At 40.6% G+C, this 21,901-nt stretch carries 19 protein-coding genes, 2 rRNA genes and 1 riboswitch; of the genes, 9 read left to right on the forward strand and 12 right to left on the reverse strand.

Annotated elements, in window-relative coordinates; all coding sequences use genetic code 11:
- A 23S ribosomal RNA gene (locus PN457_RS14285) occupies positions 1 to 103 on the forward strand; the annotation flags it as partial.
- Positions 104 to 160: 57 nt separating this feature from the next.
- Positions 161 to 278: ribosomal RNA gene (rrf, locus tag PN457_RS14290) — 5S ribosomal RNA — on the forward strand.
- Between the two features lie 195 nt (positions 279 to 473).
- Here the strand turns inward: rrf and PN457_RS14295 are convergent.
- The 4 genes from PN457_RS14295 to PN457_RS14310 all read right to left on the reverse strand — a co-directional run bounded on the left by PN457_RS14295 (position 474) and on the right by PN457_RS14310 (position 2,580).
- Positions 474 to 665, reverse strand: coding sequence for a hypothetical protein (locus PN457_RS14295; RefSeq protein ID WP_271734040.1), 192 nt, complete (start codon positions 663 to 665; stop codon positions 474 to 476).
- Between the two features lie 35 nt (positions 666 to 700).
- The gene (locus PN457_RS14300) at positions 701 to 982 is read right to left on the reverse strand and encodes a hypothetical protein (RefSeq protein WP_271734041.1); all 282 of its coding nucleotides are present in this window, start codon (positions 980 to 982) and stop codon (positions 701 to 703) included.
- Positions 983 to 1,109: 127 nt separating this feature from the next.
- On the reverse strand, positions 1,110 to 1,886 hold the full coding sequence (locus tag PN457_RS14305) for a GTPase family protein (protein ID WP_271734042.1): 777 nt from the start codon (positions 1,884 to 1,886) through the stop codon (positions 1,110 to 1,112).
- 13 nt (positions 1,887 to 1,899) lie between these two features.
- Complete coding sequence (locus tag PN457_RS14310; protein ID WP_271734043.1) at positions 1,900 to 2,580, reverse strand: GTPase family protein; 681 nt, start codon at positions 2,578 to 2,580, stop codon at positions 1,900 to 1,902.
- Positions 2,581 to 2,842: 262 nt separating this feature from the next.
- On the opposite strand from PN457_RS14310, the gene PN457_RS14315 reads away from it, so the two are divergent.
- Entirely contained in the window at positions 2,843 to 4,210 is a 1,368-nt protein-coding gene (locus PN457_RS14315; RefSeq protein ID WP_271734044.1) for an NB-ARC domain-containing protein, read from the forward strand.
- A gap of 118 nt (positions 4,211 to 4,328) precedes the next feature.
- Here PN457_RS14315 and cobJ read toward each other — a convergent pair whose 3' ends face one another.
- The 6 genes from cobJ to PN457_RS14345 form a co-directional block, all read right to left on the reverse strand.
- Positions 4,329 to 6,044 carry a precorrin-3B C(17)-methyltransferase gene (gene cobJ, locus PN457_RS14320; RefSeq protein WP_271734045.1) on the reverse strand — a complete coding sequence of 572 codons (1,716 nt, stop codon included), beginning with the start codon at positions 6,042 to 6,044 and terminating at the stop codon, positions 4,329 to 4,331.
- 248 nt (positions 6,045 to 6,292) lie between these two features.
- Positions 6,293 to 7,054, reverse strand: coding sequence for an HNH endonuclease (locus tag PN457_RS14325; RefSeq protein WP_271734046.1), 762 nt, complete (start codon positions 7,052 to 7,054; stop codon positions 6,293 to 6,295).
- Between the two features lie 21 nt (positions 7,055 to 7,075).
- Positions 7,076 to 7,780, reverse strand: coding sequence for a precorrin-2 C(20)-methyltransferase (locus PN457_RS14330; protein ID WP_271734047.1), 705 nt, complete (start codon positions 7,778 to 7,780; stop codon positions 7,076 to 7,078).
- A gap of 2 nt (positions 7,781 to 7,782) precedes the next feature.
- On the reverse strand, positions 7,783 to 8,409 hold the full coding sequence (locus PN457_RS14335; protein ID WP_271734048.1) for a precorrin-8X methylmutase: 627 nt from the start codon (positions 8,407 to 8,409) through the stop codon (positions 7,783 to 7,785).
- A 52-nt stretch (positions 8,410 to 8,461) separates the two neighbouring features.
- A complete protein-coding gene (gene cobG, locus PN457_RS14340; RefSeq protein WP_271734050.1) occupies positions 8,462 to 9,994 on the reverse strand; it encodes a precorrin-3B synthase in 1,533 nt (510 codons plus the stop codon).
- A 6-nt stretch (positions 9,995 to 10,000) separates the two neighbouring features.
- Positions 10,001 to 10,119: riboswitch (adenosylcobalamin-variant (AdoCbl-variant) riboswitch) on the reverse strand.
- Between the two features lie 133 nt (positions 10,120 to 10,252).
- Positions 10,253 to 10,468, reverse strand: coding sequence for a hypothetical protein (locus tag PN457_RS14345; RefSeq protein ID WP_271734051.1), 216 nt, complete (start codon positions 10,466 to 10,468; stop codon positions 10,253 to 10,255).
- A gap of 175 nt (positions 10,469 to 10,643) precedes the next feature.
- On the opposite strand from PN457_RS14345, the gene cbiE reads away from it, so the two are divergent.
- The 4 genes from cbiE (at position 10,644) to PN457_RS14365 (ending at position 17,766) form a co-directional block, all read left to right on the forward strand.
- Entirely contained in the window at positions 10,644 to 11,855 is a 1,212-nt protein-coding gene (gene cbiE, locus PN457_RS14350; RefSeq protein WP_271734052.1) for a precorrin-6y C5,15-methyltransferase (decarboxylating) subunit CbiE, read from the forward strand.
- 268 nt (positions 11,856 to 12,123) lie between these two features.
- Complete coding sequence (locus tag PN457_RS14355; protein ID WP_271734053.1) at positions 12,124 to 14,553, forward strand: sucrose synthase; 2,430 nt, start codon at positions 12,124 to 12,126, stop codon at positions 14,551 to 14,553.
- A gap of 43 nt (positions 14,554 to 14,596) precedes the next feature.
- Positions 14,597 to 17,509, forward strand: coding sequence for a beta-phosphoglucomutase (pgmB, locus tag PN457_RS14360; protein ID WP_271734054.1), 2,913 nt, complete (start codon positions 14,597 to 14,599; stop codon positions 17,507 to 17,509).
- 80 nt (positions 17,510 to 17,589) lie between these two features.
- Complete coding sequence (locus tag PN457_RS14365) at positions 17,590 to 17,766, forward strand: hypothetical protein (RefSeq protein ID WP_271734055.1); 177 nt, start codon at positions 17,590 to 17,592, stop codon at positions 17,764 to 17,766.
- 99 nt (positions 17,767 to 17,865) lie between these two features.
- On the opposite strand, the gene PN457_RS14370 is transcribed toward PN457_RS14365, so the two are convergent.
- Positions 17,866 to 19,281 (reverse strand): isochorismate synthase, encoded by a 1,416-nt coding sequence (locus tag PN457_RS14370; RefSeq protein ID WP_271734056.1) that lies wholly within the window; start codon positions 19,279 to 19,281, stop codon positions 17,866 to 17,868.
- Between the two features lie 37 nt (positions 19,282 to 19,318).
- Positions 19,319 to 19,477 (reverse strand): hypothetical protein, encoded by a 159-nt coding sequence (locus tag PN457_RS14375; protein ID WP_271734057.1) that lies wholly within the window; start codon positions 19,475 to 19,477, stop codon positions 19,319 to 19,321.
- A gap of 121 nt (positions 19,478 to 19,598) precedes the next feature.
- On the opposite strand from PN457_RS14375, the gene menA reads away from it, so the two are divergent.
- Positions 19,599 to 20,504: a 2-carboxy-1,4-naphthoquinone phytyltransferase gene (gene menA / locus PN457_RS14380; RefSeq protein WP_271734058.1), complete on the forward strand. Its 906-nt coding sequence runs from the start codon at positions 19,599 to 19,601 to the stop codon at positions 20,502 to 20,504.
- Positions 20,497 to 21,411: an o-succinylbenzoate synthase gene (locus PN457_RS14385; RefSeq protein ID WP_271734059.1), complete on the forward strand. Its 915-nt coding sequence runs from the start codon at positions 20,497 to 20,499 to the stop codon at positions 21,409 to 21,411. Before menA ends, PN457_RS14385 begins: the two co-directional genes overlap by 8 nt.
- Positions 21,412 to 21,901 lie beyond the last annotated feature (490 nt).

Consider the following 21,901-nt stretch of genomic DNA (forward strand, 5'->3'; position numbering starts at 1 on the left):
AAAGTAGGTAAGGTCACGGGCAGAACACCCGTTTATAGGCTCTATGTGGAAGTACAGTAATGTATGTAGCAAAGGAGTACTAATAGACCGAGGGCTTGACCTCATCACTCTGGTTTTCGCGTTACTTGCAGTCTTCAGGGTCTCTGACCCACCACTCTTTCCTGGTGTCTATGGCGCGGTGGAACCACACTGATCCCTTCCCGAACTCAGAGGTGAAACGCTGCAGCGGCCACGATAGTTGAGGGGTAGCCCTCCGCAAAAATAGCTCGATGCCAGGTTTAATATTCAATACAAAAGCCTCCTCTCTTGGTTTATTGAGATGGGGTTTTTGTTTTGGCGATTTTATATTATTAAAATGGGTGACTATTGATTGACAATCAGTTACCCATTTATTCAGAAGTGTTGAATTTTAAGAAAGAGGTGATAAAAATAGCCCAAAATATGGTAAATTTTGGGCGAAGGATTAAAATCAATTAAACCAACGAGATCAAACGGTGTAATATTTCAGAAATACCGATTTCAATAATTTTTGTCAAAACCCATGGTATAGCACTTTCAATCCATGATTTAAACGCGGTTTCACTGGCACGCACAGATTTTTTTTCCGCATCAGAAAGTAGACGATAACGCCTAATAATTTCTTTCTCTTCATCTGATAATTCCATTCTTTACTCCTGTTTAAACTGCTTTATCAAAGTTTTTAGAATAAGCCTTTTAGCCAACTCCATAAATCGTTAGCATAGCCTTTAATTTTATCCCATACCCACGAAACAGAAGTTTTTATCCAATTAATAAAGGCCTCTTCACTGGCTCTAACTGCTTTCTTTTCAGATTTAGTAAGTACTCGAAAGCTTCGAAGAATTTCTTTTTCTTCTGGGGTTAAATCATCTTCTTCTGGGGTTAAATCATCTTCTTCTGGGGTTAAATCATCTTCTTCTGGGGTTAAATCATCTTCTTCTGAGGTTAAATCATTAGGAGCCATTTGTTAACATCCGCCTGTGTAAGTGAAGTAAACATCATGTAACCAAGCAAAAAAGTCACCATTTTCAACATATAAACCTAGCTTGAACTTGAAGTTAAACAACAATTGAGACAAATCCCATAATTGCTTAACCTTTTAATTGCTGTCTCAAGAAATCTTGTAGAGATGGATCTGCTAGTGCAATGGGATCAGCAGGATTGATAGTAAATTTCCAGCCGACATTACCGGATGCTTTAATAATTGCTGTTAGAAGATTATAGAGTCTGTATCGTTTTTCTGCTGAGTAATATTCAACCTGTTCAACTTCAATAGATAGGGCAGAACTTAGCTTTTCCTGGATATCTTGACAACGACGATTGATATTATCTTCCTGTTCAGGAGATGGAAAATTAAATCTGGTGTTCCATGTACCTGGACCTATTTTATCTACTTGATTTAATCCCACTACTAGACGACCTTTTAAATTACCCATCACATTTTGTACAATGTCTCTGAGTATTTTTTCATCTTCTGTTAATGCTTTTAAGTTGCCTTGAATAACATAGAGAACAACGTCTGCTTCTGGTAAAGTTCGCTGGTAAATTTCAGTGTATTCTTTATCTAGTTCTATATCTTCCCCCAGTCCTGGCATATCAATAACTTCTAATTTTCCTCCTTGGGGTAATTCAATTATTTTTTTACTTGCTTCTGTTGTTCCATGTGTGGTGTGACTGACTTTTTCTTGTAACCCAAATAAGGCGTTAATGGTGGTACTTTTACCAACACCCGTTTTACCGATAATGGCTACTTTGGGAGGTTTGGCTATTTCTTTTTGTACTGAACTCTCAAAAAATCTAAATTCTTCACCACCTAAAAGTTTACGTAAATTATCTACAATTTCTTGTATTTTTGGTGAAAGTTCCATTTTTTTAACTCCTTTAATTCAAGTTGTTATTTGTATTGACTAGATAATTAAATTTGTTGATGCTATTAACAAGGTTATCCAACCCATAATTATTAACAACAGAACAGGGGATTATATGTTCTATTTGAATGGGTAGATAAGGAGAAAATCTTTGATAAACAATGTTTATTTTCTCTGGGATTAAAGCTAATTGTTCCGGTGATGGTTGATTTTTTTCGCTGTCCCAATTTTCAGGATGTACTCGATCAATCTGATTCAAAACTATGACATAATGAGCTTTGGGAATCTTTTGTTTATTATCGGTTAGTTTGAGGATTGCTTTTTGATCTTCTGCAAATGCACGGGTATCAGCTTGAACCACCCATATAATTACATCTGCTTGATGGAAGGTTTGATAAATTTCCTCAAAATGCTGCTCATCTGCACATTCACTTTCACCAACACCGGGAGTGTCGCAAATTTGCCAGGTAAAATCTTTGCATTGAGGAATTTTTAGTAACATCTTACCCTGGTATTTACTGACGGTTTGAGTACAAGCAACAGCATAATCTGTACGCCAATTTACTCCAAATAAAGCATTAGACAAGCTTGTTTTTCCTGTACCTGTTTGACCAAATTTAGCTATGGTGACAGTATTAACCTCTATATTTAGAGGGGTTTTGATGGTTTTTGGTTCATTGCTCAATTCAGACATTTTGATTAATTTTTAGTTACTCTACTAAGTGGCTAGAAGTATAATCGGATTCTTTAAGTAATACTAAAGAATAATAATACTAAGTTTATTTGGCCACTTAATTACCATCTATAAAACAATTTATAAGCATCTGTCTATTGGAAAAAATAGGATTTGATTGGGAGATTTTCTATAAATTCTTATGTATAAGTTAGGAAAATATAGGTAAAATTAGGTTCTGTTGTTGCTATAATTACTGAAACCCTTACTATGTATACATTTTATGACTGTAGATGAAGTTGTAAAATTTGTTGATCAGATGGTTTTCGAGAAGACGGGAAAACATCTAGATGATATACAAATAGCTGTTGTTGAAGGTACATGGAATAGGAAATCTTATGATGATATGGCTCACAAATATAATTTAACTACTAATCATATAGCAGATATAGGATCTAAATTATGGCAACTTTTATCTGATATCTTAAATCAAGATATAAAAAAATCTAATTTTTCTTCTACAATAGAAAGGATATATATTCAATCATTCCAAAATCCAAATATTTGTATTGGTAATAGTCATTGTTTTAATTTTAGTTCTCAACTTTTAAATAATCCAAGTCAACCAGAAAAAACAGGTAATATAAATAGTAAATATAAATTATCTGCTTATGATTTAACTTTTGCTCCTGAAATTATCAATTTTTATCGGCGAGAAAAAGAATTAGAAAAACTATCTGATTGGATATTTAACCAAAATACTCGGTTAATTTCTGTATTAGGATTATATGGTGTTGGTAAAACGACTTTAGTTAAAAGATTCGTAGATTTAAACCTCAATAATTTTCCCGTTGTTATTTGGAGAAGTTTAAAATATCCTCAGTCTTTAGATTTACTGGTCAGTGATATTTTGAATGTTTGTCAACAACAACCTGAAGAAACTTTAGATAAACAATTAAAACAATTATTTTCTATTCTTTGTAATCATAAATGTTTAATTGTTATTGATGATTTTCAAAATATATTTATTCCTGGTAAATTTGCTGGACAATACAAATCTGAATATCAAGATTATCAGAATTTTTTGACCATGATTACTGAATTTAAACATCAAAGTCATGTAATTGTTATTAGTCAAGAACAATGTCCAGAAATGAAATGTTTAGAACAGGAATTTTATCCGATTAAGTGTTTACAACTATCTGGATTGTATGATGTTGATATTTTAGGAAATACAGATTTACAATATCAGGAATCATGGTTTAAATTAATTAATTTATATGCTGGTAATTTCAATGATTTAAAAAGTGTGATTGGCTTAATCCATAATAATTATGATGGTGATGTTTGTGAATTTTTATCTGATGATACTTTGCTGATCACTAATCAAATGCAATCTCGATTTCAGGCAATATATAACCGTTTATCAACACAAGAAAAAGACATAGTGTTGAGTTTGATTAACTTTGGTATTCCTGTTTCTAGAGAAGATTTAAAACTGCATTTAAGTTTATCTGTTATTGATTTTAATAATGCTTTACAGTCTTTGCAACAAAGGTATTTAGTTACGAAAATCAAAAATGAGAAAATATTGTTTCAATTGTATCCTGTTTTTAGAGGATATTTGTCAAGTCAAGAAAAGCTCAAGTAACGATATTCTGTCAGTAGATAAAAAGGCGACAGAGTTACTTGAGCCATGTCTAAATCATACCCAACAGACTTAAGCGATGAACAGTGAGAATTGTTATCGGTGCTGATACCCATAACTTTTATTCACTGTATCGCCTTGGTGTATAAACCGAGATAGTCCCATCCCGGCGGTGAATTGTCCGGGTTTGGCTGGAACCAATTAAAATCACAGTCCGCATATCCGCTGCATCTGGTGTTAACTCTTGTAGTTGAATAACTTTGACACCTTCCCCTGGTCTGCCGAGATTTCTAGCTAATACTACTGGTGTATCTGGTGTTCTATATTGCTGTAAAATCTCTCTGGCTGCTGTTAGTTGCCAAGTGCGATCTTTGGACACAGGGTTATAAAAGGCTATGACAAAATCTGCTTGAGCAGCCGCAGCAATGCGTTGTTGAATAATTGACCAGGGTTTTAAAATATCAGATAGTGAAATGGCGCAGAAGTCATGTCCCAATGGTGCGCCAATAGCCGCCGCTGCGGCTTGCATGGCGGAAATACCCGGTGCAACATGAATATCAATACTTTCCCATTCCGGTTTGGGGTTTTTATCGCACACCTCAAATACCGCCGCAGCCATTGCATAGATACCAGGGTCACCAGAGGAAACTACAGCGACATATCGCCCTGTTGCTGCCAAATCCAGCGCCATTGTCGCCCGGTCGATTTCTTCCCGGTTGTCTGACTCATGGAGTTGTTTACCCTCAGCCAGAGAGCCAATTAAGTTGATATATGTTTTATAACCCACTAAGTCAGTGGCAGATTTAAGTATTTCTCTCACCTCTGGAGACATCCACTGAGAACCACCCGGACCAGTACCAATAATCGCTAACCGCCCTCTGGCTTGACCGATGGTGCTGGTATCAATAGGGGCTGGAGCAATGGCAATTCTGAGGTGAGGACATGGGGAGGATAATCCAGAGGAGCCAGTTACCATAAGAGCCATGGCTTGGGCAGGGCTATAACCTTGTGAGATGAATTTTTCTAACTGATTTGAGGTAAAAAAGCGAATAGGTACTTTAAAGGCGTTAGCAATGGCTTCTGTGGCTGGATTTGCAGCCAAGGTAATATCTGCAAAAATACCCCCTAGTGATGCTGGGTCTAGGGCTGCATCTGCTAACAGCTGTTGTATTAAGCCTAGATCAACAATATCACTGATGGTAACTGCTATAGTTGCTGGGTGATAAACAAGGCGGTCGGGTGCGGGGGTGACTAAGCTTTCTGTAACCTGGATGGTCAAATTACCATCTGGGTCTATGGGTAATTGACTATTACTCAACCAAGGGGCTGTACCTTCTAGCTTAACTTGCGCCCCGGCTAATAAATCTGAGATAAATTTCTTAGCGTCATCTGGGTTAGCTAAATGATACCCTGGTGGGGGAGATAATAAAGCGGTGCGGAAACGAAGATCACCTGTGGTGGTAATTGCTGGTTTCACATCCAGGACTTCCGCAATGCGTCGCGCTAAATCATTCACCCCATTGAGTCCACCCAACAGGGGAACCACCGCACTCCCATCTTCAGCTACTGCTAATACTGGGGGTTCCTGTTTTTTATCAGAAAGCATGGGCGCTATGGTTCTAATGAGAATACCAGCTGCACAAATCCCAATTAAGGGTGTTCCCTGTGCGAATAATTCCCGTAATGTTTCACCAAAATTCGTGAATGTAATATCAACCTTAGATGTGCGACCTGCCAAACCGTATAATGTCCCACCCTGTAGTATGCTGATGATTTGGCGGGCTAGTGGGACGCTGTTTTGACTAAGTACCACAATGGCAGGTGCAATCTTGATCATTATTTAATTTAATTAGATGTTTTATATTAAACCACAGATGGAAACAGATAATTGGGCGCTAACAGTCTAATATTTCTTGAATAACACTTTTTAAATCTCTGTCAGTCGGGGGTTTGGCAAACTGCTCATGACTATAAATTTAAACTAGCCTAATGCTACAAGTACTTTCATTAACTAAATACATTAACCTAATTTGTCCAGATGATCCCTGAGAAACTCGCATTTCCAATTTATAAGATGACCTATAGCTAGGTAGTTTGATTTTTTGATTGTTGCACTAGTGCTTTTAGCTCCTCAATAGTCAATGGTATCAAACGACGGTGAATCATTGCATGGCAGTTGGGACAGACAGGGCGTAAATCTTTGATGGGATCAACTGCGTACTCTTCACCAATTTCAGAAAGAGGGCGCAGATGATGCACATGAATCAAACCTTCACCCAATTTTCCAAAGACTTCACCGAAGTTAAAACCACAAACGTAACAGCTATAACCATAGTGGCTAATACACTTTTCACGAGCTTTGCGGTCTCGTTCATAAGCGTTGACAGAAACTTTATGGACTGCGCCTTCATAAAATCTCTCTTGAGGACTAACTTCGTCAGGAAAAATAGCATCAGAGCCAGCTTCTTTACTCACCCAACCCAAGAACTCTAAAGCTTCAGCAACTTCTGAATGCATTTCCCATAAAAAATTATGTTGGGTTGCATGACCAATAGACCAAACAGACCACCAATAATATTTGTCGTTGATATAATGACGTGGTTCAAACCCAATTGCATCACAAAACAGATGTCCTAGTTTGCCATACTGAGAGTTAACAGTTGGAACACCACCTTTGATACCAATTAATTTGGCTAGTTGTGTAGCTGTAACTGTGCGATTAGGACTATAATACTGCTCCTGAAGTAGCCGAATTTGTGTATCATTTATACGATCGCTAATTCTATTTAAACCGGTTATGTATTCAGAAGAAGATGGTACTTTACTGAGTTTATAAATTAGCGCCATGAGCAGAACTGGTTGGTAAATCTATAGCCGACTTTTAGTCGGGATGATAATCATTGAGAAGTAAGGGACTTGATCTGGATCAACTTGATCCAGGGGTATAATTGTTTGTTGTGCCATTGTTGCCCGCTCAATGTATAATGCCCGTGATGCTAACCCTAATTGATGTAAAACATCTCGCACTTTGGTAAAATGGCGACCTAATTTCATAATCGCCGCTGCATCGGTTGCTAGCAAGTGGGTGATTAATTGTTCGGCTGGCATGGGGGCGGGGAGAACGGTCATGATATCGTTGTAATAGGTAAAAGGTACACCCAAAGCCACAGGACAAGCCATGAGTGAGGAAACTCCTGGGACAACTTCCGTTTGGTACTTCTCAGATAGACGTGTGAAAACATACATAAAAGAACCGTAAAAAAACGGGTCACCTTCACACAAAACCACCACATCACGTCCTGCGGCTAGATGTTCGGCAATGGGTGCAACTTCTTGGTCGTAAATGGCACTTGCCGTTTCTGGTTCTAAGGCGCGGGGTAGGTGAAACAGGACTTCGATTTGATGCCCCGACAGATATTGAGAGACGATACCCCGCGCTATACTGTCTTTATCTACTGCGGACTGATAAGCCACCACAGGAGCAGCTTGTAATAGTCGCAGTGCTTTCAATGTCAGTAGTTCTGGATCACCTGGCCCTACACCGATTCCATAGAGGCGGCCTTTGGTTGGCATAATTATTCTTCCTCTGTTCCTAGGGCATTAACTGCTGCAGCTGCGATCGCACTGCCACCACGCCTACCATATAAAGTTAAAAATGGTACATTGTGCCTATTTACTGCTAGTGCTGCTTTTGACTCAGCAGCGCCCACAAATCCCACGGGAAAACCTAAAATAATCGCTGGCTTGAAAAATCCTTCTTCGAGCATTTCCAGAAGGTGAAATAGTGCTGTAGGTGCATTACCAATTGCTACCACTGCGCCATCTAAGTGCAAGCGCCACAATTCCACCGCTGCAGCTGATCTGGTATTACCCAACCGTTTAGCCAGGGCTGGAACTTCCACATCATAAAGGGTACAAATAACTTGGTTGTTTGCTGGTAGTCTCTGTCTGGTAATACCCTCAGCAACCATTCGACAATCACACAGAATTGGCGCACCTGCTGCTAGTGCTGCGCGTCCACGCTTTACCGCATCGGCTGAATATCCCAAGTCATTAACAATATCAGTCATTCCACAAGCATGGATCAGGCGTACAGCAACTTTTGCTACATCAGGCGGCAGCATATCCAGCTTGGCTTCCGATCTGATGATCTCAAAGGACTTACTGTAAATTTCTTTAGCATCTCGGATGTAGTCAGACATGGGAAAATCGGGAATAGTTAATGGTGAATAGTGAATGGGAGCAGAAATAAACCTACCTCACTGGGGAGAACAACAACTGTAATTGCTCAATCTCATATCGATTAACAAATTCTCCAAAGGATTCATTGCTGTTTCGGCATTGCATTTTATACACTTGTAACATCTGTTCTAACAATACAGGTATCTCGTCCATACTCACATATTCATAAAGTTGACGACCAAATTTTTGGTTGCTCTCACCTGTACCAACATAAATCTGATAAGCTCCCAAAGTACCATTTTTTGATTCTAGGCTGACACCAAGCATAGTAATATCACTATTACGATGGTGGGCGCAAGATTTTTCGCAGCCGCTAAAGTGAATATGAACGGGGTAATTGAGGCTAACATGAGTTTTGAGATAATTTGCTAAGATCAAAGCGTCACCTTTCGTATCCGTAGCTGAAGCTGCACAACCTTGATTACCAGAACAAGCCACTAATGCACTATTGATATTACTCCCTGAGAAATCTAAATTTAAAGTAGCTATTTCATGCTTAACATTGGGAAGCGATCGCCGAGGAATGTCAGTCAACAGCAGATTTTGCCAAGGAGTTAACCTGAGATTCCCACTACCAAATTCTGTTGCTAAATCAGCTAAACTCCGCATTTGCTGACTTTCTAGCCGACCCAGAGGTAAAACCACACCAATATAAAATAAGCCCTGCTGACCCTGGGGATGAACGCCGATATGTGGATACTTAAAGTTTAATGTGTTTTCGGTAACGAGACGGGATGAAGAATTGGTTGTGTCAAAGCGCTGATGGAGAGTGAGTTTAAAAGCTAAGAGTTTTTCAACTTCTTTAAGATAACTTTCACAACCCAATTTATTTAATAACTCTCGCAAACGCAGCTTGCGTCCACTGTGAGCATCGGTATGATTTCGGTAAACCTCAGCCAAAGCTGCTAAAACTGGTAAACATTGCTCTGGCAATAATACAATTCCCATATCAAGGGGTGGTTTTCCCCGATCGCCGACGCTCAGACACAGACGAAAATAAACTTTACCATCAATTAAAACAGCAGCGAACATGATATCGTTGAGGCGATCGCATACGGAAACTTTACCACCACCATCAAAAGCAACACTAAATTTTGCCGATAGTCCTGATAGGTTGGGGTGTGCGGCGATATAATTATCCCACTCTTGGACAAAGGGACGGGTATCAATTAATTCTTGGGTATCAATACCAGCCGTAGGACTGGTCATAATATTACGAATGTGGTCAACAGCGAAATTAGCAGCACCAATACCTATATTTTGTAAATTCTGGAGAACACTGATATTTATTCCCGAACGCAGCTCCCGGATTTGGAGGTTAGCGCGATTAGTCACATCCACATAACCACCCCCATAATTCTCCGCTACATCTGCGATCGCATGACATTGTTTACTATCCAGAATCCCACCTGGTATTCTGATGCGATATAATATCCCATCTTGGGCTGGTGTATCATAAAATAATCCAGGACATAAGGCAAAACCGGACAGCAAAATATTCACTCCTTCCCTGTGCGACGCAGGTAGTAGATAATGTGTCTTCATGACACTGTTACGGTTGGCATTCTGACTTGGCAAGTAAAAAAACTGAACATTCTGCTTTGGTCTTACCATTACAGCTGCGGCACAGTCCCGGAATTACACCGGAGTTTCCCAACCTATTTCCTTACTAATCTAACATGATCAGGTATTCAGCCCACCGGATGCTGCATTTTTTTTAATATTCACTTAAATATCGTACTGACTATATCTGGATAGTGTATTTACAACCTCCATTAACCCTATAATAATTACTTAGGGTAATTACGCAAAATTAACTAAATCAACTAAGGTGTCAGGCTGGAACCGCACTACACAGGAAACTAAGCATCCACGATAATGCTCAGATGTAAACACCAATAGTGTGATATTAGTGGAACCAGGATCCAAGATGCGCTTCACCTTGCAAACCTGCATCTTATTCTTACAGTAGGCAATAATGCGATCGCCTGCTTTGACATCCAACGCTTTAATTTTCAATTAATAATCAACCTAATTATGAAATTTAACCAAGTCAAGTAAATATATATTACCATATATTACTTGTGTAAAACTTGTAATGCACATTGATTATAACACACTCATAAAAGTTGGAAAATTCCGCAATTTTGGAGCGGAAAAACTACCACATCTAGTGAAATTATTATCAGCTTCTATGACAGGTAAATGGCTATCGATTGTTGGTATTGGTGAAGATGGGTTACAGGGGTTAAGTGCGATCGCACGTTCCCTGATTGACCAAGCTGAGGTGATTATAGGGGGCGATCGCCATTTGGCCATGTTACCGGGAGTGTACCGAGGAGAGAAGATAGCCTGGACATCACCCATTACCACCTCAATAGCAGAAATTATCCGCCGTCGTGGTCAATTAATCTGTGTATTAGCCAGCGGTGACCCCTTATATTACGGTATCGGTGTCACCCTTACCCGACAATTCCCCCTAGAAGAAATCACCATCATCCCTGCGCCTTCTACCTTCAGCCTCGTTTGTGCCAAACTAGGATGGTCTTTAACCGAAACAGAAACCTTGAGTTTGTGCGGTCGTCCCGCGTCTCTTCTCCAGTCTTACATTTATCCCCAGGCCCAACTGTTAATTTTGAGCGCCGGAAAAGACACACCGGCAATTGTTGCCGAAATCTTGACAAATCGCGGTTATGGTGGTAGTAAAATTACTGTTCTAGAACATCTGGGTGGTATTCAGGAAAGAATTGTACAAGGTACAGCCGCATCTTGGAGTGAAACAGAAATTGCCCCTCTCAATGCGATCGCAGTTAATTGTATTGCCGATCCTGGGGTAATACCCTTACCCAGATTACCAGGATTACCAGATCATGCCTATCATCACGATGGACAATTAACTAAGCGAGAAGTCAGGGCGGTTACCTTGGCAAAATTAGCCCCCACTCCCGGAGAACTATTATGGGATGTCGGCGCGGGTTGCGGTTCAATTTCCATTGAATGGATGCGTACTAATTCCCGATGTCAGGCGATCGCCATTGAACAGAATCCTGGTAGACTAAAGTACATTGCAGACAACGCCACCGCTTTAGGAACCCCCCACCTCAAAATTATTCCCGGTCAAGCACCATCAAGCCTAAAAGATTTACCTACACCGGATGCTATATTTATCGGCGGTGGAGTCACCGCGGAAGACCTTTTTGATACCTGTTGGACAGCATTACGTCCCGGTGGGCGGTTGGTAGCTAATGTTGTCACCATAGAAGGGGAGCAAACCTTATTTAAATGGTATAATCAAGTTGGTGGTAATTTAACTCGTGTTTCTATTCAAAGAGCTGAACCTATTGGTAAGTTTTTAGGTTGGCGAGCTATGTCCCCTGTGACTCAGTGGGTGGGAATTAAGTTTTAAACGCAAAGGGGCGCAAAGGTAAGCGCAAAGGGGCGCAAAGGGTTTTTTATCACCACTGTCTAAGAGTTCATTGGAATCATATGGGACGTAGATTTTAGGGGAAGTAACTATATTGACAACCTGAAGGTATAGAGTGAATTGCTAGGGTTTCATCCTGAAGCCAGAAGTGAACAGCTTTCATACTATCTATTATATGAATATAAATATGGGAAATGTACCTCTAGCATCACATTTGAGGTCGTGACCTGATACTGTGCTGGAGTTGCTCATGTATGAATGTTTGGTGACTTGTTTAGACACAGATGAAAAAATCACTCTATGTCAGTTTATTTTGCAATTAAGTGCTACCAATAAACGTTACTTCCTAAGAAACGAGATTTTACATATTTTTGCGGATTACTGTCAAAGGAAGCAAAAGCCCGCTTATTTTTACTACTCTTCTTCTGTTGGCAGATTAATTCACAATACCCATGAGATGATTTTAGAATCGGAAGGTACTTGGTTTGTTCTTCGCCCCAGGATTGCTAGTCAGGAAGTGTGGCGACTGCAAGCTGACTGCTCTAGATTTGAGCCAATGACACCCCAAGCATGGTTAGATGTCAGCGATCGCCTGGTTAACCGCTACCAACCCCACATTCTAGAAATTGACTTTCAACCCTTTTACCCCCAATCCACCAGAATTACTGACCCCAGAAACATTGGTCAAGGATTAGCCTTTCTCAATCGTTACTTATGCGATCAACTGTTGACTGACAGCAATTATTGGTTAGAGGTGTTATTTCAAGCATTATATCAACTAACTTATGATCAAAAACCCCTGCTAATTAGCGATCGCATTCCCTGCGGTATCCACCTCACGCAGCAAATTAAACAAGCCCTAAAATTTCTGGAGCAATTACCCCCTGAAGAACCCTACGCCAATTTTCGCCCTCACCTACAAGAACTAGGTTTTGAACCGGGGTGGGGTAATACATCTGGGCGCATATCCGAAACCCTAGAACTGTTAGAACAACTTATACGCAGTCCCCAACCCGCTATCTTAGAAGCATTTGTCACCCGCATTCCTGCTATTTTTCGCGTGGTTCTCATTTCCATACATGGTTGGGTTGCTCAACAGGACGTTTTAGGTAGAGATGAAACACTCGGTCAAGTGATTTATGTCCTAGAACAAGCCCGCAGCTTGGAAAATCAACTGCAAACAGAAATCAAACTAGCAGGTCTAGACTTATTGGGAATTCACCCCCATATAATTATTCTTACTAGACTTATTCCTAACTGTGAAGGTACAGAATGTAATTTGCGGCTAGAGAAAATTGATGACACTGCAAACGCTTGGATCTTGCGAGTTCCCTTTGGTGAATTCAATCCTGAGATTACCAATAATTGGATTTCTAAATATGACATTTGGCCTTATTTAGAACAATTTGCTGTGGATGCAGAAAAACAACTATTAGCTCAATTTCAAGGTTGTCCCGATCTGATTGTTGGTAACTATAGTGATGGTAATTTAGTAGCCTCCCTCCTTTCCCAAAGCCTGAAAGTCACTCAGTGCAACATTGCCCACACTTTAGAAAAACCCAAACATTTATTTAGTAATCTATATTGGCAGGACTTAGAAGAACATTATCACTTTTCCGCACAATTTACCGCTGACTTAATCAGTATGAATGCTGCGGACTTTATCATCACTTCATCCTATCAAGAAATTGTCGGCACCCCCGATACAATAGGGCAATATGAGTCATACAAGTGTTTTACCATGCCCCAGCTATATCATGTAGTTGATGGCATTGATTTATTTAGCCCTAAATTCAACATGGTACCCCCTGGTGTCAGTGAAAATGTCTTTTTCCCTTATAGCCACAAACATAGGCGGGATGTTGAATTTACCAACAAAGTACATGATTTACTATTTACTCGTAAACATCCCCAAATTCTCGGTCATTTAGACCACCCTCATAAGCGACCCATCCTCAATGTTGCCCCCATCACCTCAGTGAAAAATCTTACAGGTTTAGCGGAATGTTTTGGCAAAAATCCAGCCTTAAAAGAGCATTGTAATCTGATTTTTATTACTAGTAAACTGTATCCCACCGAAGCAACCAACCCCAGAGAAGCAGAGGAAATTCAAAAACTCCATGACATAATTAATCAATATGAGCTACACGGCCATATACGCTGTATAGGGATGCGTCTTCCCAGTCGTGAGCTAGGAGAAGCCTACCGAGTCATTGCGGATGCTCAGGGAATTTATGTTCACTTTGCCCGGTTTGAATCCTTTGGTCGCAGCATTCTGGAAGCCATGGTTTCCGGTTTACCCACTTTTGTGACTAAATTTGGTGGTGCTGTAGAAGTTATTGAAGAACAGCAAAATGGATTTCATATTAACCCTACAGACGAAAAAGAAACAGCAAACCAAATTTTGAGCTTCATAGAAAAATGTGATACTCAACCCGAATTATGGGGAGAATTTTCCCAAAGCATGAGCCAACGTATTCTACATAAATATAATTGGCAAATCAACAATAGTCAAATGCTCTTGCTGGCTAAAATATTTAGCTTTTGGAACTTTGCCGCTCCTGAAAATAATGCAGCCAAACATAGATATATAGAAACATTATTCCACCTGATTTTTAAACCCAGAGCCGAAATGATTTTAGAACAACATATGCGGAATTCTGTGATCGTTAAAAAGTAAAAAGTTTTCCTTCCTAATTGGGAATTTAGCACAGGGATTGAAGATGAATAAAAAAAGTGATTATAATAACCACTTCATATATACAGATTGGATATTAATTGAAACTGCATTTGACCCTGAGCAGTTACATTCGAGAGAAACCATCTTCACCATCGGTAACGGATACCTGGGAACACGGGGGAGTTTTGAGGAAGGCTATATTCGTGCATTACCAGCTACTTTTATCAACGGTGTCTATGATCATGTTCCTGTAGTTTATACTGAACTCGCAAATTGTCCAGACTGGTTACCATTGATACTCAATATTAATGGCGATCGCTTCCGTTTCCATGAGGGAGAAATATTACAGTATGATCGACAATTAGACCTACGTCAAGGGATTCTCAGCCGTTCTGTACGCTGGTGTAGTCCCACTGGGCAAACCATAGACATTGAGTTTGAACGATTTGCTAGTTTAGCTGATCAGCACGTATTAGGGCAACTCTGTCATATAACGCCTGTAAATTTTGATGGGGTAGTCGAAATTCAGGCTAGTATTAACGGCTACCCAGAAAATCAAGGTTTCAACCACTGGGAAGCAATCGACCAGGGTAAAACCGCAGCAGGAATCTGGTTACACAGCAGAACTCGCGGCTCGCGGATTGATATTGGTATGGCTGCAAGGGTGGTATTATTAGGAACTGAATCCGCTTTACAAGTGCATACTGCTCCTGGCTACCCCACGGTAACTGCAACCTTTCTGGCTACACCACAGCAGACAGTGACAGTAGAGAAGGTAGTCACAGTTTTTACCTCGCGGGAAATTTCGCAACCAGTCTCAGCAGCTCAAGAAAAACTCGCGCACTTACCAGACTATATCACCCTGCGGCAAGCCAACGCCCAAGCATGGGATGAGGTTTGGCACTACAGTGATGTTGCCATAGAGGGGGATAGTAAAGCCGCTTTTGCCATCCGTTACAATTTGTTTCAGCTGTTAATTGCCGCCCCCAGACATGATGAAAAAGTTAGTATTCCCGCTAAAACCCTTTCGGGATTTGGCTACCGTGGTCATATTTTTTGGGACACAGAAATTTTTATTCTGCCCTTTTTTATCTTTACCCAACCAGCCCTAGGGCGTAATTTACTGAGTTACCGCTATCACACTTTAAATGGTGCCAGACGTAAAGCATCCCATTATGGTTATAAAGGGGCGATGTATGCTTGGGAAAGTGCTGTTACGGGGGATGAGGTAACACCACGTTGGTCGCTTCCTAGTGATTTTTACGGTAATGATATCAGAATTTGGTGTCGTGACCACGAAATTCACATTAGTTCAGATATTTCTTATGGTGTCTGGTATTATTGGCAGGCAACTGGTGATCATGAATGGATGCAAAGGTGCGGTGCAGAGATTATTTTAGATACCGCCATTTTTTGGGCTAGTCGGGTTGAGTTCAATTCTGAGCAAGACCGCTATGAAATTCTCGGGGTAATAGGAGCAGATGAGTATCACGAGTTTGTTCACAATAACACCTTTACTAACCGGATAGTGCAATGGCATTTAGAAAAAGCGGTCATAGTTAATGACTGGCTGCATCAAAGCTTCCCGGAAAGAGCCAAGGAATTAGACGAACAACTACAACTTAACCCTGAAACGAAAAGCCAATGGCAGCAGATCGCCGCTAAACTCTGGATTCCTTACGACTCTTCAACAGGACTAATAGAGCAGTTCCAGGGATTTTTCCAGTTGGAAGATATTAACCTGAAGGACTATGAACCACGCACCCAGTCCATGCAGGCCATTTTGGGGATCGAAAAAACTAATAAGTTGCAGGTACTCAAGCAACCAGATGTATTAATGCTTTTATATATGATGCGGGAATTGGGAGATTTCCCCTACAATCAAAAATCATTACAAGCAAATTGGGACTACTACGCACCCCGCACGGATATTACCTATGGTTCATCTTTAGGTCCGGCAATTCATGCCATCTTAGCCTCAGATTTAGGAAAACGGGCAGAAGCTTATCAACGTTTTATGCAAGCAGCAATGATCGATCTTGAGGACACCCGCGGTAACACTGCTGATGGTATTCATGGGGCTAATGCTGGGGGAATTTGGCAAGCTGTGGTTTTTGGTTTTGGTGGAATTAAACTCAGGGACAGTCGCCCTGCGGCTAACCCTCATTTACCCCAGGGGTGGACTGGTCTGAGGTTTAAACTGCATTGGCGGGGTGAATGGCACGAATTCAATTTACGTCCCCAAATTACTCAGGGGGAAAGTCACAAAGGATTGATTTTATTTGCGCCCTCTTCTTCCCCCATCCACGGGGTAATTTTTGACCTAGATGGTGTCTTAACTGATACGGCTGAATATCACTATTTAGCTTGGCGGAAACTAGCAGATGAAGAGGGTATAGAGTTTAATCGAGGAGCTAATGAAGCTTTGCGGGGTATATCCCGTCGGGCTTCTTTAATGTTAATCATTAAGAATAAAAAATATTCAGAGTCCCAAATTCAGGCAATGTTGGCGCGCAAAAACCGCTACTATGTGGAGATGATTGCTAATATTACACCCAAAGATTTGTTACCAGGTGCGATCGCTTTGTTGGATGAGTTGCGACAACAGGGTATTAAAATCGCTATTGGTTCAGCTAGCAAAAATGCCCAGATGGTTGTGGAGCGTTTGGGAATTGCTGATCAAGTCGATGCGATCGCTGATGGTTATAGTGTACAACAACCTAAACCCGCACCGGACTTATTCCTATATGCAGCGGAGCAATTAGGAGTCCCACCAAAGCAATGTCTAGTCATTGAAGATGCAGCAGCGGGTATAGAAGCAGCTCTAGCTGCTGGTATGTGGGCTGTGGGTCTAGGTCCGTGTGAACGAGTTGGTGCGGCTCATGTTGTTTTACCTAGTTTAGCGGGTGTGACCTGGGCGGGGTTGCAAGCCCAATTAAGCAAAGCTGTTGTGTGAGTGTGGGTATCAATATCTGGGTAATTACAGATGAACACAGATAAATGTTTACTTGATTCGGTGTTTTAGGAGATCATGTTATGTCTAGTTCAGCAAGAGTCAGGGAAATACTTCAATCAATTAAAAATATTCCTCAGCAATCAATGAACTATATTTCGGAAGCTGTGAGCAGAATTTTTAGTCCTAGAGATGATGACTATCCAGCGACGGGGGTTCAACCTTTTGAAGGTGACCCTGCTGATAAAAACAAGGATTAACAGCCAAAAGACCAAAGGACACCAAGAATATTTGATCATTAAGGTATCATAGCCTGATTGCGGTTAATTAACCTCACTCAGACCAAAACAGCTATATCTCTATACTAATGCTTTGAGTAGGGCTTGAAGTTTCAGCTGCACTTCTGCAAATTCTTTCTCAGGATCCGAACCAGCAACTATACCAGCACCAGCATACAGCCTGGCGCGATCGCCATCTATTAATGCTGAACGAATCCCAACTATAAATTCACAATTCCCCCTACCATCTATCCAACCTAGAGGTGCAGCATATAAACCCCGCTCAAAGTTTTCATAGCGACGAATTTCTGCACAGGCAAAATCTCTGCTGGCACCGGCAACCGCTGGGGTAGGATGAAGTTGGGATACTATCCTTAAGGGGTGAACGTGAGGGGGAACTCTGGCTGTAATGGGCGTCCATAAATGCTGGATGTTAGATAATTGTCTCAGTCGCGGTGCTAATACCCTGGGTGACAAACCTAGCTGTGATAGGTGTTGAGTAATAAAATCAATCACTAAAGAATGTTCGTGTCTTTCTTTGATACTATTTAGTAAGCGGTTGGCGTTAGCTGCATCTTCTGCATCTGTTGTACCTCTGGGTGCAGAACCGGCTAAAGCGTCGGATACTAATTCTTGATTATTAATACTAATTAGTCGTTCGGGACTCGCACCAATAAAGCTTTGTCCTTTGCCATTACTGGTAGAGAAAATATAACAATTAGGATGTATTTCCCGCAAATTCTGTAAGGATTTGAATAAATTAAAACTGTTGCTGGATTTCACATCTAAGGCGTTGGCTAGGACAATTTTACTTAAGTCACTGGTGCGAATTTTTTCTACTGCAGATATTACTGCTCTTTTAAAGTCTTGAGGATTAGTTACAGATTGTTTGCTAAATTTATTTGGTATTTGATCCCATTTATTCACAGTAGATTCTAATGACTGAATTTGCTTGATTTTATCGTGCAAATCCTCAAGGATATTTTCTACATTCCTGTTGGAATTGATAATTATATTGTTAACTAATATACACTGTTGATTTTTAACTGCTATTTGCCAACGTGGTAAAAAAATTGTTGCCGATGGAAATGGGTAGTCTATTTGGGAATTATACTCAAAAAACCTGAAATAACAAAAAAAGTGGGGACCACTAAAACTCTGCTCAGTTATACCAAAATTTTTGATATCTTGGAGACGGGATTTAATAAAATATTCAGCTTGCTGAAAACGCTGTTTGCCATCAATTTCTAGTTTTAACACCGGATCAATGGCGGCGATCGCTTCTCCCTTAGCCTGGTTCTCAATATAAAAATTTATATCCTCTTTATGCGTAAATTTATTCAACACAACCAATGGATCTACCCAGTCAATATTCAGGGAAATACTCACAATTTGCCCACAATTATTTTTGAGGCAATTTTCCTGAACTTTGCACAGAAAATGGTATAGGTCTTTGTGTGTAACAAAGAAGTTGCTGCGACATGGTGAAACTGTCATGGGTCTAGCAATAGTAAAGTTTTTTTAAGTTAACTTCCTAAAGTGTAATTAAACGTGGTGGTATTTCTACAGGTAGCATATTCAGTTGCCAATTCACCAGAGTATGGTTTGCTGTATTGATGGTGTTCCCATAAGCTAAACAGTTATCTGTGAGTTTTGGGTGAACCAACCACAGTAAATACCATAAGTTTGGCACTTAACTAGTCTTTAGTAAAGCACAGGATGGTTTTGCACTACCTGGATGGGCGCTGGTGTCTCCAGAACCCGTAAAATTTTAGATATGAGTAAGATAGCTATAATCTCATTAATAAGGACTGATGACTACAAAGCAGGTTGTAAATCCTCAAATTAAATTATGGATGGCGGCAATTAAACCGCCAATGTATACTGTTGCTATTATGCCCATTTGGGTAGGAACAGCAGTAGCCTTTGCGGAAACTAAAGGATTTAATTTAGTAGTATTTTCTACTTTTATAGGGGCAGCAATTTTAATTTTAGCTTGGGAAAACATTAGTAATGATGTTTTTGATGCGGAAACGGGAATTGATAAAAATAAACATCATTCTTTAGTTAACTTAACTGGCAAAAAGTTATTAATATTTTGGTTAGGTAACTTGTGTTTATTGGCTGGTTTACTGGGAATCATCGCCATTGCTACTTGGCAGCAAGACCCGACGGTGATAGGTTTAATCTTGGTCTGCTGTGCTTTGGGCTACACATACCAAGGGCCACCTTTTCGCTTAGGATACCAAGGTTTAGGGGAAATTATTTGTTTTTTTGCCTTTGGACCTTTGGCGATAACAGCAGCATACTATAGCCAAACTCAAACTTGGTCTATGAGTAGTTTAGCAGCTTCTGTGATTGTGGGCATTGCTACCAGTTTAATTTTATTTTGCTCGCACTTTCACCAAGTTAAGGATGACATAGCAGCAGGTAAGCGATCGCCTGTGGTGCGTTTGGGAACCGCCAAAGCTGCAAAAGTCCTCTATTGGTTTACCGGTAGTATTTATCCCCTGATTTTGTTATTTGTTGTCTGGGGGGTGTTCCCACTCTGGACTCTGCTTAGTTGGCTCAGTTTACCTTTGGCTTTACAGTTATGTCACCATGTGCAAAAAAATCATCATCTCCCAGAAAAGGTGAGTAATTGTAAGTTTATTGCAGTTAATTTACATTTTTGCTGTTGTTTACTGTTGGGTTTGGGGTTTATCTTGGGGGGTGGTTAGGATTTTTAACTTTGATTTTCGTTGTTATAGGAGGCGGTTTTTACAACCATTGGTGACTAATCATGGGGTTTGGCGTATCCGTGAGGGTGTAATCATTCATTTGCGTGATGCTGGGGGTAACTGTGGTTGGGGAGAAATTGCGCCTATTAGTTGGTTTGGTTCGGAGACTCTAGAGGAAGCTATAGATTTTTGTCGCCAATTACCAGGGATAATTACACGGGAGATGATTTTCTCAATTCCCGATACCTTACCCGCTTGTCAGTTTGCTTTTGAGTCAGCTTGGGAAGCAATGGGTAATTTACTCAGATACCCTCAATCTCTCCGTTATAGTGGATTGTTACCAGCAGGGGATGGGGCGTTAAGTAAGTGGAAACCCCTGTGGGAGCAAGGATACCGTGCATTTAAATGGAAAATTGGCGTGGGTGAGTTTTCTAGGGAGTGGGAAATCTTTGATTTATTAACCCGGAGTTTACCCCCTACAGCTAAATTGCGATTAGATGCTAATGGTGGACTGAGTTATGAGGAGGCTAAACTATGGTTGGGAATTTGTGACCATGTTTCTCATGTGGAATTTCTGGAACAACCATTACCAATCCCAGAATTGGCGGCGATGTTGGACTTAAGCGCTAGTTTTCAGACTGCGATCGCCTTAGATGAGTCTGTGGCCACATTCCCACAACTGCAATACTGCTTTCAAAAAGGTTGGCGAGGGATTTTTGTGATTAAACCAGGGATAGCGGGTTACCCTTCCCGTCTGCGCCAATTTTGCCAACAGCATCATATTGATGCGGTGTTTTCCTCAGTGTTTGAAACCCCAATTGGTAGACAAGCTGCTTTACAACTAGCAGCAGAATTATCCCCCAAAAATCGGGCGGTTGGTTTTGGTGTCAATCATTTTATCAACTAAACTCCTGACCATCGCGGTTGACGGTTGACGGTTGACGGTTGACTGTTGACGGTTGACTGTTGACTGTTGACTGTTGACGGTTGACTGGGAGGAGGTGTGACCATTAACAGCCATTATTAGCCGGGGAAGAAATTAAGCGTCTGATAGCGAAAGTCCACTAAAAGTGGACTGGTAGGTTACATATAGTACCCTAGGCAATGATTGTTAACCCTATTTATAATGTTATCTCTAACACCCAGTCGGATAAATCCGACTTGAGCTATTAGACAGGGGTTTCTAACCCCTGGCTCCCGGTGGTCGTAGCTCTTAAACCCTGACCCGTCAACAGTCAATCGTGAACAATCATAGCAGTTATAATTAAATCAGAGTATACATGAACTATTATGACTAAATGGTTTAACACCGCAGGCCCTTGTCAACCGGATATACATTATACCCTACCCACCAGTCAACGGTTACCAGAGTTAAAACGCCTGATTGAACAGCGCAA

It is taken from the genome of Anabaenopsis arnoldii (assembly GCF_028331025.1).
Classification (GTDB): domain Bacteria; phylum Cyanobacteriota; class Cyanobacteriia; order Cyanobacteriales; family Nostocaceae; genus Anabaenopsis; species Anabaenopsis arnoldii.

What these genes read in the sequence shown, in the direction of transcription:
- PN457_RS14325 (WP_271734046.1), bottom strand. Translation starts at nt 7,054, where the DNA reads ATGGCGCTAATTTATAAACTCAGTAAAGTACCATCTTCTTCTGAATAC.
- cbiE (WP_271734052.1), top strand. Translation starts at nt 10,644, where the DNA reads ATGACAGGTAAATGGCTATCGATTGTTGGTATTGGTGAAGATGGGTTA.
- PN457_RS14310 (WP_271734043.1), bottom strand. Translation starts at nt 2,580, where the DNA reads ATGTCTGAATTGAGCAATGAACCAAAAACCATCAAAACCCCTCTAAAT.
- PN457_RS14335 (WP_271734048.1), bottom strand. Translation starts at nt 8,409, where the DNA reads ATGTCTGACTACATCCGAGATGCTAAAGAAATTTACAGTAAGTCCTTT.
- PN457_RS14295 (WP_271734040.1), bottom strand. Translation starts at nt 665, where the DNA reads ATGGAATTATCAGATGAAGAGAAAGAAATTATTAGGCGTTATCGTCTA.
- PN457_RS14355 (WP_271734053.1), top strand. Translation starts at nt 12,124, where the DNA reads ATGTATGAATGTTTGGTGACTTGTTTAGACACAGATGAAAAAATCACT.
- menA (WP_271734058.1), top strand. Translation starts at nt 19,599, where the DNA reads ATGACTACAAAGCAGGTTGTAAATCCTCAAATTAAATTATGGATGGCG.
- pgmB (WP_271734054.1), top strand. Translation starts at nt 14,597, where the DNA reads ATGAATAAAAAAAGTGATTATAATAACCACTTCATATATACAGATTGG.
- cobG (WP_271734050.1), bottom strand. Translation starts at nt 9,994, where the DNA reads ATGAAGACACATTATCTACTACCTGCGTCGCACAGGGAAGGAGTGAAT.
- PN457_RS14370 (WP_271734056.1), bottom strand. Translation starts at nt 19,281, where the DNA reads ATGACAGTTTCACCATGTCGCAGCAACTTCTTTGTTACACACAAAGAC.
- PN457_RS14330 (WP_271734047.1), bottom strand. Translation starts at nt 7,780, where the DNA reads ATGCCAACCAAAGGCCGCCTCTATGGAATCGGTGTAGGGCCAGGTGAT.
- PN457_RS14365 (WP_271734055.1), top strand. Translation starts at nt 17,590, where the DNA reads ATGTCTAGTTCAGCAAGAGTCAGGGAAATACTTCAATCAATTAAAAAT.
- PN457_RS14305 (WP_271734042.1), bottom strand. Translation starts at nt 1,886, where the DNA reads ATGGAACTTTCACCAAAAATACAAGAAATTGTAGATAATTTACGTAAA.
- PN457_RS14315 (WP_271734044.1), top strand. Translation starts at nt 2,843, where the DNA reads ATGACTGTAGATGAAGTTGTAAAATTTGTTGATCAGATGGTTTTCGAG.
- cobJ (WP_271734045.1), bottom strand. Translation starts at nt 6,044, where the DNA reads ATGATCAAGATTGCACCTGCCATTGTGGTACTTAGTCAAAACAGCGTC.
- PN457_RS14300 (WP_271734041.1), bottom strand. Translation starts at nt 982, where the DNA reads ATGGCTCCTAATGATTTAACCTCAGAAGAAGATGATTTAACCCCAGAA.